Consider the following 13,643-nt stretch of genomic DNA (forward strand, 5'->3'; position numbering starts at 1 on the left):
GTCGCCTTTCTTTAAAGAAACCTATTCATTTATTTGAATAGGTTTTTTTTTGCCCTCTTTTTAAATAGTAGCAATTAGTACTACCGAGCATTGTTTAAATCAAACTAATCTGCTTTTCTAAATGGTAAAAGGGTAAGGTCTAAAACTTTCTTTAATTAATATTTCTTGATCACGTTAAGAATAGATTAATTTTTATATCTATCTAATTAGATAATTATCTGTATGATTTTTTAAAATGCAGATTTTTATTTTATATCAGTTGATTAATAATAGGAACCAATATAAATTTTAAAAAAAGTAACTAATATTCCTGTAATTTAATTGTCCCATCCTGAAATATCGATACACAAAAAACATCGTTATGGAATCAAAAACAAATTATGTAAAGCGAAAGCAGCTTGTAAACTTCTGGAATGATTGGGAGTCGAAATCGTGAAATGTAATTTTCTGATGGAATTAGCTTTTTTAAATGGAAGGGCGAAAATCAAAGGGAATGAAATTTTTGCATCAAATACGTATTAATTTAATGCACGTGTTGTCACGTAATACCTAAAGCCAATAATTGCTATTTGCCATTTCTTGGCTTTAGCCAAATCCAATCCTTGTTTGGTAAAACTAGGTAGAATGATTTTGTTGATTTCGGCTAGGATTTTATACATGTTTTTTTTTCAAAGATATAAAAAAAGACGGTCTTGATGAGGACCGTCTTTTTGGTTTTTTATGAAGATATTATTTTTTTATTTCGCGTTCCAAGTTAGAATAATATACTTCCATTTGTTGTTCGTACACTTTCATTTTTTTATCAAATTCTTCCATTTGCTTATCGAAAGCTTCCATTTGAGGCTCTAGTTTTTTCATTTTAACCTCGTAGTCTTCCATTTCCTTTTCAAACTCTTTCCAAGCTTTTTTATCTCCTTTAATTGGGTCACCTTTTGGTGCTTTTGGCGCTTTAGGAAATGTTGGAGAAGCTGGAGTTTTAATATTCAAAACTGGTGGTGTTGGCGGCGTTGGAGGAACGGCTAAATTTTTCTCTTGAGAATATTGCACTCCATTTTTGGTTATAATACGGATTGTTTTACCTTCCTTATTTACATCCATTCTCTCAATTGTACTTTGATCTAAAAGGTCTAATTCATTTTGAGACACTTTTTCGTTATTGATATAAATGTCATTCTCGTTAATCATATTTCTATAATTATTAGTAATAATTCGGATTTCCTGTTTGTTATCATTCTTATTGACATTCATAGTCGCAATTTCTTTAGGATCAATTTTATCCAAATCATCTTGGCTTACTTTTTTGCCGTTGATAAAAATTTCTTTTTCAGGCATTGATGGTACATTTGGAGTAATAACAGTACTTTTTTGATTGATAATTGTTTCATCCGATCCAAAATTTACAGTAAGCGTTCCATTATCATTTTTAGATACTATAATTCCAAATTCATTTATTGCTTCAGTTCCTTTTGTTTCCATTTTCTGTGCAATTTCTTTTCCCTTTTTCAAATCAACTTTTATAGCGGTTAATTCGTTTTTGGAATTTCTTATTATTCCGGAGAAAGTAGCGATTATAGCATAGTTTTCTTTTAGATTGCTAGATTTTTCTTTTAATTCCTCATCAGTAGTATTTTTATTTATTTTGTAAACATCCACTGATTGTTCATTTGCATTTATGATTTTTGTTTTTGCTTGTACAGTTGTTTTCTCCTGCGCAATTACATTTACTTGGAAAAGCATTACAAATGCCACTAATATGGGAATTATTACTGCATACTTCCAGGAATTCGATTTTTTTGATTGATTTTTGTTTAACATAGCGATTCGTTTTTTGATTAATGATTGATAAAAATGATTGGTAATGGCAACACAATTCTCGTGTGTTGTTATTTTTAAAAGCGTGAACTGATACGCTTTTTTGTCAGATATCTTTTTTGAGGCTTCACAGTCTGCAATGAATTCTAAGTTTTGTAAAATCGCCTTTTTGTAGAGCCAAATGAACGGATTGAACCAAAAAAGGATACAAAATAGTCTTGAAATCAATACATCAACGGTATGATTTTGATCGCTATGCACTTTTTCGTGTTCCAAAATATTTTCTAATTCGGACCTGCTGTATAATGAAGAATTATAAACGATAGTATTAAAATAGGAAAATGGGGCAACGTTTTCAGTGGTATCAATAAATTTTAAATCGGCTTGATTTTGAATGGTTTTTCCTTTCAAAACGGTATTTAAACTATAAAAATCGAAACCAAATTTGACTAGAAATAAAACTATTCCAATTGCGTATATAATTCCAGCTATTAAATACCAATTGATTTCAAAACCGTCATTATTGATACTTGTTGTTACAGGAATTCTTGACCAGTCAATGTTTTTGGAGCTTGATTCTACCATTATTATTTTGGTATAAACCACTAACGGCAAAACTACAGAAGTGAGTAAACCCAATAATAGAAACCAACGATTACTTGTAAAAAAGGTCTCTTTTCGCAACATATAATAATAAGCCAAATAAAACAGTGCGATTAATCCACTGGATTTGATGAGATAAATGTACAATGCTTCCATAACGATTCTTGATTTTATTCTGGAGTTTTTTTTTTAAAGGATTATTTTTCTTCCTTTTGAGTTTCAATCATTGCCAAAATCTCTCGTAATTCGGCAGCAGAGATTTTTTCTTCTTTGGCAAAATGAGAGACCATATTTTTATAGGAACTGTTAAAATAATTATCGATAGCTGTGTTCATGAAGCGTTTTCTATAGTCTTCTAAACTCACGATAGGAAAGTATTGGTGTGTGTTTCCAAAAGCATTGTGGGACACAAAACCTTTTTCTTCCAGATTTCGAACAATAGTCGAAAGCGTATTATAATGTGGTTGTTCTTCCGTTATTTCTGCTATGACTTCCTTTACGAATGCTTTTTTTAGCTTCCATAAAATGTGCATGATTTCTTCTTCTTTATTTGTCAGTTTTTGCATGATTTTTTTATTTGAATCAAACTTACAACTATATTTTTAGTTACACAACTAAAAATATAGTTTATTAACTAAAAAAACAGGTGTAGTACTGAGATCAAATTTATTTTAGCACTAAAACATTAAAGTCAAACAAGTTTATTCAGGAATTAAGTAACAACCATTTATTACGTTGTGTTTAAAAACTAGGCAAAATGATACAACAGATTGATTTAAAACTACTGTTTACAATATTGCGCCTTTTGACTTTACGACGTTTAAACTTTTGACTTACTTATTTATTTTCCAGCTTAATTAATTTTTGCAGCCAAATACAACCGCCTACCGAAAGAATTCCTAAGCTTCCCATGACAAACCAATTGGTTTGGTAACCAAAGGCAGCAATGATTTCCAATCCGGTTTTGGAGCTTGCAATGTGCGCTAAACTGAAACTCATGGTAAACAAAGCCATATAGCGCCCTTCATGGCCTTTTGGAGCGCGGCTTAAAGCGAAAGAATTAGAAAAAGGAAAGATGAACATTTCTCCAAAAGTGATAAATATAATACTCACAATTAATATCCCTGCCCAAATATTAATCATTAAAACATAGAAACTAATAGACATAAGTAGCGAACCCCAAAGAATAATTTTGAGTTTATCGATGTTTTTTCTTTGGCTAATACTCACAATTGGCATTTCCAGAAAGAAAATCAACAATCCATTTAAGGATAATAAAAGTCCACTTTGAAATTCAGTAAGCCCAAATTTTTCATTGTGATACAAGGGTAAAGTAGTGAAAAGTTGAAAAAAAAGCATTGCCGTAATAAAACAGATAAAGAGAAAAATCCAGAATATCTTGTCTTTGAAAACAGAAGCAGGTATTTCGGTTTCGCTATCTGCCGCATTCAAATCGGCTGGTTTTTTGCGTTCTTTTACTAATAATGTAAAAATTAAAATAGATACAATACAAGAACTTCCATCTACCCAAAATAAGCCGCTGTAACCTAAATTCATGATAATCAAACCTCCTAAAGCCGGTCCTGCAGTAAAACCTAAATTTACAGCTAACCGTACTAAGGTCAATGCTCTGGTGCGATTTTCAGGTTTGGCATACGTGCCCAGAGATACAAACATGGCCGGACGAAACATATCTGCTACGGTCATGATAAAGAACATTCCAATACACAATCCCCAAAAAGTTCGTATGTATTGTACTAAAAATAGTAATATTCCGCTAGTGAATAAGCTGAAAACCATGATTTTGTAAAATCCTATTTTATCGGATAATTTGCCTCCAAGCCAGGACCCCAACATAGAACCAAAACCAAAAGCAACCATAATCCATCCTACTTGAGCATAAGAAAAACTTAAATCTTCTTTTAAATATTTTGATAAAAAAGGCAAAACCATCGTGCCGGCACGATTGATGAAAGTAATCAGCGTAAGAATCCAAACTTCTCTTGTAAATCCTCTGAAATTATTTATGTAGCGTTGAAAAGCAGTTTTGAGCATATATAAAGTTATAATTTCACAAAGGTAGAAAACTTTGTACCGATGCGTCTTTGTGTCCTAGTAACTTTTAAACTATTTTTGCATAAAAATAAGAACATGAGAAATCTATTCACTTTGTTTCTTTTAGTGCAATTAAATTTTGGCTTTGGCCAAGAACAATTGGACGTTTCGGCTGTAGCTAAATTTCAAACGGAATTAAATGCAGAATATGCGGATGCAAAGACAAGCCCTTTGACAGCAGAAGATTTAGCGGAATTCAAAACACTTGATTTTTATCCTGTTGACGAAAAGTTTTTTGTGACTGCTACTTTTGTCAGAACAGAAAACGAGAAACCTTTTGAAATGAAAACTTCAACAGACAGAAAACCATTGTATGTAAAATATGGGGAGCTTTCTTTTACAATTGACGGTCAGGATTTGAAACTGAATGTGTACAAGAATATTGAGCTTTCCAAAAAAGAAGAATATAAAGAATATTTATTTCTGCCGTTTTCAGATTTGACTTCAGGCAAGGAAAGCTACATTGGCGGGAAATATATCGATTTAAGAATCCCAAAAGGAGATACGATTGTGATTAATTTCAATACATCGTACAATCCGTATTGCGCTTATAATCCTATGTATTCCTGTCCAAAAGTCCCATTGGAAAATGATTTGAATATCGAGATAAAAGCTGGGGTTAAAAAGTTTCACGACTAATGGAATTCTTTAATCTGCATACGCATAAATGGACTAATCAGCCCAATGTGTTGGAATTAGTGAATCAATATCCACAGGAATTTGATGCCACAATTCCGTATTATTCCGTCGGGATTCATCCGTGGTTTATCGTTGAAGAACGAATAGAAGCTGATTTGGCGATAATCGAAAGTAAATTACAAGAGGGGAATTGTCTCGCTGTGGGCGAATGTGGATTGGACAAACGCATCGAAATTCCAATGGAATTACAACAAATGGTTTTCGAAAAGCAATTGCTTTTGGCACAGCAATATCAAAAACCAGTGGTAATACATTGTGTCGCGGCTTTTCAGGAATTGATTTCAATTAAGAAAAAAATGAATATTTCAGTTCCTATGTTGATTCATGGATTTTCGAAAAATGCACCAGTTGCCAAACAATTAGTGGACAATGGATTTTATATTTCGTTTGGAAAATATTTATTGCTAAATAAGGACCTAGAAGCTGTTTTTAAAAGCGTTCCCAATAATCGATTTTTTCTCGAAACGGATACTGTTGAAGAAGGAATTGAAGCAGTTTATGAATTGGCAGCAAAATACAAAGGAATTTCTGTGGAAGAAATACAGGAAATGGTAAATACTAATTTTAATAAAGTTTTTGATTTCAGAATTTTTCAAAAACATTAAACTTTAAACAAAAAAAATGGCAGAGTGGACAGAAAGAGCCGAACTTTTATTCAAAAAAGAAGGTTTAGATAATTTGAAAAATGCAAATGTATTAGTTGTAGGATTAGGGGGTGTTGGTTCTTTTGCGGCTGAATTTTTGGCAAGAGCAGGAGTGGGATCCATTACTATTGTAGATGGTGACGTAGTTGATATTACAAATATAAACCGACAATTACCCGCTTTACATTCGACTGTGGGGCAACCTAAAGTGACTGTTGTAGGGGATCGATTGATGGACATTAATCCAGAATTGAAATTGACTCGTGTGCAGGAATTTCTTTCGCCGGAGCGTGCTTTCGAAATTGTTTCAGAGGAATTTGATTATGTTTTGGATTGCATAGACAGTGTGACTCCAAAATTGAATTTGATTATTGGCGCCAAGCGAAAAAGAGTAAAAATCATTAGCAGTATGGGCGCTGGCGGAAAAATGGAAGCCTCTAAAGTGAAAGTGACGGATATTACCAATACCGTGAATTGCTTCTTTGCTAAAACCATCAGAAGACGATTAAAAGAAGTGAAAATTGATAAACTGAAAGTCGTCTTTTCTTCTGAAATTCAAGATGAAACGAGTTTGAAAATGACTGATGGATCCAATTTCAAAAAATCATTTTACGGTACAAACAGTTATATGCCGGGATTATTTGGTTTGTATGCCGCAGAAACTGTGATTCGTTATTTACTTAAAAATAGTGTTCAGAATTCAGAATTGAAAATCAGTGGTATCTAAGTAATTCAAATAATTAAAAAAATGATACAAACCGTAATTTTTGATATGGATGGCGTAATTGTCGATACGGAACCTGTTCACCGTTATGCTTATTTCAAACAATTCGAGGAATTAAATATTACTGTTACGGAGGAAATGTATACTTCATTTACCGGTTTTTCTACTCGAAATACGTTTCAGAAATTGAAAGAAGTTTTCGTTATAGAACACGAAGTAGAGGATTTAATACAAAGAAAACGAAACATCTTTAATGATGCTTTTGATAGTAAAGCTGATTTAGAATTATTGCAAGGTGTTGAAAATCTTATTAAAGAATTGCATCAAAATGGTATGCAATTGATTCTGGCTTCTTCGGCATCCAAAGTTACTATTGAACGTGTGTTTAGTAGGTTTAAGTTGCACGACTATTTTACACATGTGGTGAGTGGAGAAGATTTTCCTAAATCAAAGCCACATCCTGCTATTTTTGAACATGCTGCTAGTTTATCAGTTGCTCCAAAAGAGAATTGTATCGTTATTGAAGATAGCACAAACGGAATAAGAGCCGCTAAAGCTGCCGGTATTTTTTGTGTGGGTTACAACAGTATTCATTCTGAGGCGCAAGATTTATCTGAGGCTGATGTTGTGATTAATCATTTTAACGAATTAGATTTTGATCTAGTAAATAAAATGGATTCTAAATTAAGAAATAATTAACATTTACAAACTACCGAATTTGTAAATTTGGGAAACATAAAAAATGTGTAACATGAAAAAAATAATTATTGTATTTGCCATTATCATCGCAAATTTCACCATTGAGGCACAAGTAAAAACGCCGCAGTCAAGTCCAAAAGCTACTATAATGCAAACAGTTGGTTTGACAGATGTAGAGATTAATTATTCAAGACCATGTGCTAGAGGTAGAGCTGTTTTTGGCAATTTGATTCCTTTTGGAAAAGTCTGGAGAACAGGAGCAAATGAAAATACAACCGTATCTTTTAGCGACGATGTTGTTATTGATGGCAAAACGTTGAAAAAAGGAAAATATTCATTGTATACTATCCCTAAAATAGAAAGCTGGGAAATAATATTTTATAAAACTACTGATAACTGGGGGAATCCAGAAGAGTGGAAAGAAGAGAATGTGGCGCTTAGAGCTACTGTTAAGCCAGAAACGTTAAATAGAAGTGTGGAAACATTTACTATTGGAATTAGTAATTTAGATAATAATTTTGCATTTTTAGAAATGTACTGGGAGAATTCGTATGCCGCTCTAAAATTTGAAGTGCCTACACAACAAAAAGCAACAGCTAATATCGAGAAAGCATTAGCGGGTCCTACTGCCGCAGATTATTTTTCTGCCTCTCAATTTTTATTTCAATCGAATGGTGACAATACAAAAGCGTTAGTTTATGTAAACAAAGCGTTGGATATGTCTAAAGACAAACCGTTTTGGTTTAACAGATTGAAGTCATTGATTCAAGCCAAACTTGGAGACAAAAAAGGCGCTATCGAAACGGCTAAATTATCTCTTGCAGCAGCTGAAATTGCAAAAAACCAAGACTATGTAAAAATGAATAAAGATAGTATTGCAGAGTGGAGTAAAAACTAACCATTCTAAATTTTTTTATATAAGAAGATCTCGTTTCCATTTGAGAAACGGGATTTTAGAGAAATTTATAATTTATTTTGATAATAACGAGCTCAATATTATATTGGGCTCATTTTTTTTAAATTCAGTTTTATTATTTTATAATTATTATAGCTTTAAATTTATATGGACACTTGACTTTTATTTCCATAAAAAACCTTAGATAGAATCTGTTTTTTTAGGAACATTCAATTTAAATATTATGTAGTTTAATCTTTAAAAAGAAATCCAAGTCCCATTCGTTTTAGCATTTTTTTTTCAAAAGCCCAAAAGAATTTTAACTGCCCAAACAGAAATCCTATCAAGACTAAAAGCACTTGGTATATAGGAAAAATTAAAAGTAACCGAACAGGAGTAAACCAATAGCCTAAATCTTCTTTTGTAATCCCCAGCCAAAAACAAAAAGGTTTTGACAACCATGCTGAAGCCGAACCGGTTATTGCAAAAACAATTAATATAATGATAAGCTGGAAATTTGTTTCAATTCCCCATCGTTGTTTTAGTGTATTCATTTTTATTTATAATGAATACAAATATAGTGACATTATCTGATGGGGACAAAACCAAAAAGTTTTTGTTTGTACGTGTTCTGAAAATAAATCATGTAATTGTAAATCAGATAATTTACTTCGTACCCATAATCTATATTAGGGTTGTAATTGATCGTCATTTCATATAAATTGGGATCATAGCGCTGTGGTTGCAAAACCCGATTATTCCATTCACTAATATAAAGCTGATTCTTGCCCTCCATAAAAGATTGGGAATGGTAGTTACGAGGTAAAGCTCTTGAATTAAGCCAAGTGCTAAAACCAGGGTCAATGATAATAACCTCATATTCCAGTTTGTCATTGGCAATTCGAACCGTATCTCCTTGAGCCGCAACTGATTTTTCAGTGCTGGGGAAGTTTGACTTTGCCGTAGTACATCCCCAAAGGGCGCAAAAAAGGAAAATTATAATGCAATAGCTATTTTTCATAATAAATAAATGAATTATAAAGTTACGAAAAACGGATGGTTGATGATAGTTGTTTTAACAAAAAAAGAGGTTGTCTTTTTAGGACAACCTCTTTTAAATAATTATGATGAAAAATTTAATTTAAGATGCTTATAATTTGTTGTGCTAATTCAGTGCCAATTCTGTCCTGCGCTTCTCCTGTTGCAGCTCCAATATGTGGTGTTAATGATATTTTGTGATTCATTAAAATAGCCATTTCTGGAGTTGGTTCGTTTTCAAAAACATCTAACCCTGCAAACAATACTTTTCCGCTGTCTAAAGCTTTCACTAATGCCACTTCATCAATAACACCGCCACGAGCACAGTTCACAATACCTACGCCCTCTTTCATAATGGCAAGCTCTTTCTCTCCTATAATATATCCATCTTGCGCTGGAACGTGTAAGGTAATGAAATCAGATTCTTTGAACAAAGACTCTAAAGACTGAGAAACTATATTCGTTGTAATAGATTGTCCATCAAAAAATTCTACTTTAACGTCAACTTGTGGGATAAACATATCTGCAGCAATTACTTTCATACCTAAACCCAAAGCCATTTTAGCCGTAGCCTGACCAATGCGGCCAATACCTACAATACCTAGAGTTTTTCCTCTTAATTCAACTCCGTTTGCATAGGCTTTTTTCAATCCTTCAAAGTTTGTATCACCTTCAAGTGGCATATTTCTGTTCGAGTCATGTAAAAAACGTACACCAGAAAATAAATGTGCAAAAACTAATTCTGCAACTGATTCAGAAGAAGAAGCCGGAGTATTAATGACGTGAATACCTTTACTTTTAGCATAATCGACATCAATATTATCCATTCCAACACCACCACGACCAATAATTTTTAATCCTGGGCAAGCATCAATAATGTCTTTACGAACCTTAGTAGCGCTGCGCACCAAAACAACGCTTACATTGTTTTCATTGACAAAATTAGCCACTTGTTCTTGTGCTACTTTTGCAGTTATAACTTCAAACCCACCTTTTTCTAAAGCTAGGATTCCACTTTTAGAAATCCCATCGTTGGCTAATACTTTCATTTGTGTTTATTTTTTAAGATTGAAAAATTAAATGATTTAAGGATTCAATCAGGATTTTTTAATTTTAAAGTGTGATTTTAATTAAAAGATTTACTAATTGAATCTTTCAATTCTTTCATCATTAAATATTTTTTTCCAATTCTTTCATTACATCAACTAACACCTGAACACTTTCTAATGGAAGTGCATTGTACATGGACGCTCTGTAACCGCCTACAGAACGGTGACCCGGTAAGCCTGAGATTCCAGCAGCTTTCCACATCACATCAAATATTGCTGCATGTGCTTCATTATTTAATAAGAAAGTAGCATTCATATTTGAACGGTCTTCAATGGCTGCAGCTCCTTTGAATAATGGATTTCTGTCAATTTCTGCATAAAGTAATGCTGCTTTTTCATTATTTATTTTTTCAATAGCTGCAACACCACCAAGGTTTTTTAACCATTGTAAAGTTAATAAAGATGCATAAACAGGGAAAACAGGCGGTGTATTGTACATACTCTCTGCTTTGATATGTTTGCTGTAATCTAGCATACTTGGTATAATTCGACCACTTTGACCTAAAATGGCTTCTTTTACAACGACTAAGGTAGTTCCTGCGGGGCCCATATTTTTTTGTGCCCCAGCATAAATCAAATCAAATTTAGAAAAGTCTAATGCTCTTGAGAATATATCTGAACTCATATCGCATACAACAGGAATATTTACTGATGGAAATTCCTTCATTTGTGTTCCAAAAATCGTATTGTTACTGGTGCAATGAAAATAATCAGCATCTTCTGGTACACTATAGCCTTTTGGAATATGATTGTAATTTTGCTCTTTAGAAGAAGCAACAACTACGGTCTCTCCAAAAAGTACAGCTTCTTTGATAGCCGCTCCAGCCCATGTTCCCGTATCAAGATATGCTGCTTTTCCTCCTTCTTTCATCAAGTTGTACGGTGCCATAATAAATTCTAGACTCGCTCCTCCAGCAAGAAATAAAGCTTGGTATCCTTTACCTTCAAGACCCAAAAGCTCAAGAACTAGAGCCCTAGCTTCCTCCATAACCGCAACAAAATCTTTGCTTCTGTGCGAAATTTCTAAAAGAGATAGTCCTGAATCATTAAAATTTAATATTGCTTGTGCTGATTTTTCAAAAACTTCTTGCGGTAAAATACAAGGTCCTGCGCTGTAGTTGTGTTTTTTCATGGTGTAGTTTATGTCCAAAAAATTAAAGTGCAAATTTCGGCAATAGGAGTTTAAAAAGCGTTAATTAATTCGGAATAATTGAACTTTTTTTGCCTAGGTTGTTAGCAAAAATGAAATTGTATCGATGTTATCTGCGTAATTCCATAATAGGGGGTTTTGCGTTTGTCCAAAAGCCACACTGTTTTCAATAGTACTGTCGGCTACAACACATTGTATTTGCTCACTTTCAGATTGTAATCTGATTTGTAATTCATTAATATCCTCGTAAAACTCATAGAACACACTTGAAATAGGAGAGGCATGACTTTGATCTTCCTTCAAGGTCAAAAAACCATTATCCAATAATTTGAAATTACTCATCAGGAAAACGGCTTTGTTATAATCATAATTGTTAGCATATTTTTCGTAATGTATAATGTCTTGATATTCAAATATGGCTTCAAAAAAAGCAACAAAGGAATATCCTTTTGGTACAAAAAGTTTAGAAACATTACGGCAACCCAACCCAAAATAACGGAATATATCTTCGCCCAAAGCGGTTAGCTCCTCTTTGGTTTCTTTCCCAGTTAAAATAGCAACGGAGTTCCTACTTTTCCGGATTATGGATGGTTTGTCTTTGAAATAATATTCAAAGTAACGAGACGTGTTATTGCTTCCTGTTGCAATTACAGCATCAAAATTTTCTAATTTTCCTTCGACAAAAGTGATCTTAGGACTTAATTCGGGTGTTATAGCAATTAAATACTTAGCTAAAAACGGCAATAAATGTTGGTCGTTTGAAGATGTTTTTATTAAAACAGAATTTCCAGTTATTAAAACCGACAGAAAATCATGGAACCCCACTAATGGAATATTTCCAGCAAGAATTAAGGCAATCTTTTTTGGGTCTTTTATTTCTAAATCATAGGCAGAAAGCCATTTATTTAGGTTTTCTTCCGTTAATGCTTGTGCCCATGATTGGATTGAAAAATAAACGTTTTCAGGGGTATACCATCCATTGTGCGATTGCGATAATTTTATTAAATCGACAAAAGCATTAAAAAACGTTTCGTTTTGCAAAACAGCCGGATTTTTTAAAGTGTTATTCTCGGAAAACTGACTTAAAAATTTTCCTAATTCAACAAAAACACTTTTTTTTGTTTCTAATGTCATAATGTTTGCTTATGAATAGTTTTGATTGTAATTTTGCACAAAAATAAGGATAAAGTAATTAGGCATTGTTAAAAAACATAAGTTTTAAAACAAACTTTAAACCTAAAGCGGTATACTTTTAAACATATAACGATGGCAATTATTATAACAGACGAATGTATCAATTGTGGTGCTTGTGAACCCGAGTGCCCAAATACAGCAATATACGAAGGAGCAGACGATTGGAGGTATAAAGATGGTACTAAGCTGAAGGGTAAAGTTATTTTACCTGACGGTTCCGAAGTGGATTCAGATGAGGCTCAAACGCCAATTTCTGATGAAGTGTATTATATCGTCCCCGGGAAATGTACGGAGTGTAAAGGGTTTCATGATGAGCCACAATGTGCTGCGGTATGCCCAGTAGATTGTTGTATTCCAGATGATAGCCATGTAGAAAGTGAAGAAACATTGTTAAACAGACAAGCTTTTTTACATAATGAATAGCATATAATCCTGTATTGGGTTGAAATGGGAATCCTGAGTCTAAGTCTATATTTCCTGCAAAAAATCAAGTTAAATTTATAATTAATATCATAATAAAGAGTCTAATTTTGTTGGGCTCTTTATTTTTATATTTGAGTTTATTTTCTCGTTGTTGTAATAAGGTTTATGAATATTTAATTTCTGCTTTTAAATGGTATTTGTGTTTTAATTTCATTTAACACAAGACTTTTGATTTTTGCTAAATTTTTTTTTATCTGATGTGTTATGTTAACAGTTTTCTTTTAGGTGAATTTTTGACCATTACTTTTTTAAGAGAATTAAGGTGATTCATTATATAGTGCGATAAATTATTAAATTACTAATTTATTGTAAGTTTTGTATATTAATCATTAAATTAAAATTGGATCTTTGATATAATTTTTAACGTATTATTTTGCCATTAAATAAATTAACAATGTACAAATACAAATTATTCCCAAAAACATTTACTTCAATTAGGCCTGTTTGTACATTTTTATTTGGTTTTTGGGATTAAACT

General features: G+C 32.6%; 15 protein-coding genes. 6 read left to right on the top strand and 9 right to left on the bottom strand.

Annotated features, from left to right (window positions below):
* Positions 1-518: 518 nt before the first annotated feature.
* The 4 genes from ACNQF9_RS06255 to ACNQF9_RS06270 all read right to left on the bottom strand — a co-directional run bounded on the left by ACNQF9_RS06255 (position 519) and on the right by ACNQF9_RS06270 (position 4,470).
* A complete protein-coding gene (locus ACNQF9_RS06255; RefSeq protein ID WP_417960381.1) occupies positions 519-659 on the bottom strand; it encodes an SsrA-binding protein in 141 nt (46 codons plus the stop codon).
* Between the two features lie 70 nt (positions 660-729).
* Entirely contained in the window at positions 730-2,571 is a 1,842-nt protein-coding gene (locus ACNQF9_RS06260; protein WP_417960379.1) for a M56 family metallopeptidase, read from the bottom strand.
* 41 nt (positions 2,572-2,612) lie between these two features.
* Positions 2,613-2,981 (bottom strand): BlaI/MecI/CopY family transcriptional regulator, encoded by a 369-nt coding sequence (locus ACNQF9_RS06265; protein ID WP_417960377.1) that lies wholly within the window; start codon positions 2,979-2,981, stop codon positions 2,613-2,615.
* A 271-nt stretch (positions 2,982-3,252) separates the two neighbouring features.
* Positions 3,253-4,470 (bottom strand): MDR family MFS transporter, encoded by a 1,218-nt coding sequence (locus ACNQF9_RS06270; protein WP_417960375.1) that lies wholly within the window; start codon positions 4,468-4,470, stop codon positions 3,253-3,255.
* Between the two features lie 96 nt (positions 4,471-4,566).
* On the opposite strand from ACNQF9_RS06270, the gene ACNQF9_RS06275 reads away from it, so the two are divergent.
* From ACNQF9_RS06275 to ACNQF9_RS06295, 5 genes are read left to right on the top strand one after another with little or no spacing between them, the layout of a single operon-like run.
* Complete coding sequence (locus ACNQF9_RS06275; protein WP_417960373.1) at positions 4,567-5,169, top strand: DUF1684 domain-containing protein; 603 nt, start codon at positions 4,567-4,569, stop codon at positions 5,167-5,169.
* The gene (locus ACNQF9_RS06280) at positions 5,169-5,834 is read left to right on the top strand and encodes a TatD family hydrolase (protein WP_417960371.1); all 666 of its coding nucleotides are present in this window, start codon (positions 5,169-5,171) and stop codon (positions 5,832-5,834) included. The genes ACNQF9_RS06275 and ACNQF9_RS06280 overlap by 1 nt, the downstream gene beginning before the upstream one ends.
* Before the next feature lie 16 nt (positions 5,835-5,850).
* Positions 5,851-6,600, top strand: coding sequence for a tRNA threonylcarbamoyladenosine dehydratase (locus ACNQF9_RS06285; protein ID WP_417989861.1), 750 nt, complete (start codon positions 5,851-5,853; stop codon positions 6,598-6,600).
* Between the two features lie 21 nt (positions 6,601-6,621).
* Positions 6,622-7,296 carry an HAD family hydrolase gene (locus tag ACNQF9_RS06290; RefSeq protein WP_417960367.1) on the top strand — a complete coding sequence of 225 codons (675 nt, stop codon included), beginning with the start codon at positions 6,622-6,624 and terminating at the stop codon, positions 7,294-7,296.
* A gap of 52 nt (positions 7,297-7,348) precedes the next feature.
* Positions 7,349-8,194 (top strand): DUF2911 domain-containing protein, encoded by an 846-nt coding sequence (locus ACNQF9_RS06295; RefSeq protein ID WP_417989862.1) that lies wholly within the window; start codon positions 7,349-7,351, stop codon positions 8,192-8,194.
* A 248-nt stretch (positions 8,195-8,442) separates the two neighbouring features.
* Here the strand turns inward: ACNQF9_RS06295 and ACNQF9_RS06300 are convergent, their stop codons facing one another.
* The 5 genes from ACNQF9_RS06300 to ACNQF9_RS06320 form a co-directional block, all read right to left on the bottom strand.
* Complete coding sequence (locus tag ACNQF9_RS06300; RefSeq protein WP_417960363.1) at positions 8,443-8,745, bottom strand: DUF6787 family protein; 303 nt, start codon at positions 8,743-8,745, stop codon at positions 8,443-8,445.
* 32 nt (positions 8,746-8,777) lie between these two features.
* A complete protein-coding gene (locus ACNQF9_RS06305) occupies positions 8,778-9,212 on the bottom strand; it encodes a DUF6146 family protein (protein ID WP_417960361.1) in 435 nt (144 codons plus the stop codon).
* 115 nt (positions 9,213-9,327) lie between these two features.
* Positions 9,328-10,278 (bottom strand): D-2-hydroxyacid dehydrogenase, encoded by a 951-nt coding sequence (locus ACNQF9_RS06310; RefSeq protein ID WP_417960359.1) that lies wholly within the window; start codon positions 10,276-10,278, stop codon positions 9,328-9,330.
* A gap of 121 nt (positions 10,279-10,399) precedes the next feature.
* Entirely contained in the window at positions 10,400-11,470 is a 1,071-nt protein-coding gene (gene serC, locus ACNQF9_RS06315; protein WP_417960357.1) for a 3-phosphoserine/phosphohydroxythreonine transaminase, read from the bottom strand.
* Positions 11,471-11,563: 93 nt separating this feature from the next.
* On the bottom strand, positions 11,564-12,622 hold the full coding sequence (locus tag ACNQF9_RS06320) for an acyl-CoA reductase (protein ID WP_417960355.1): 1,059 nt from the start codon (positions 12,620-12,622) through the stop codon (positions 11,564-11,566).
* 132 nt (positions 12,623-12,754) lie between these two features.
* Here ACNQF9_RS06320 and ACNQF9_RS06325 point away from each other — a divergent pair, with 132 nt between their 5' ends.
* On the top strand, positions 12,755-13,105 hold the full coding sequence (locus ACNQF9_RS06325; protein ID WP_417960353.1) for a 4Fe-4S dicluster domain-containing protein: 351 nt from the start codon (positions 12,755-12,757) through the stop codon (positions 13,103-13,105).
* Positions 13,106-13,643: the final 538 nt, after the last annotated feature.

The sequence above is a fragment of the Flavobacterium amylolyticum genome (assembly GCF_048284335.1).
Lineage (GTDB): Bacteria > Bacteroidota > Bacteroidia > Flavobacteriales > Flavobacteriaceae > Flavobacterium.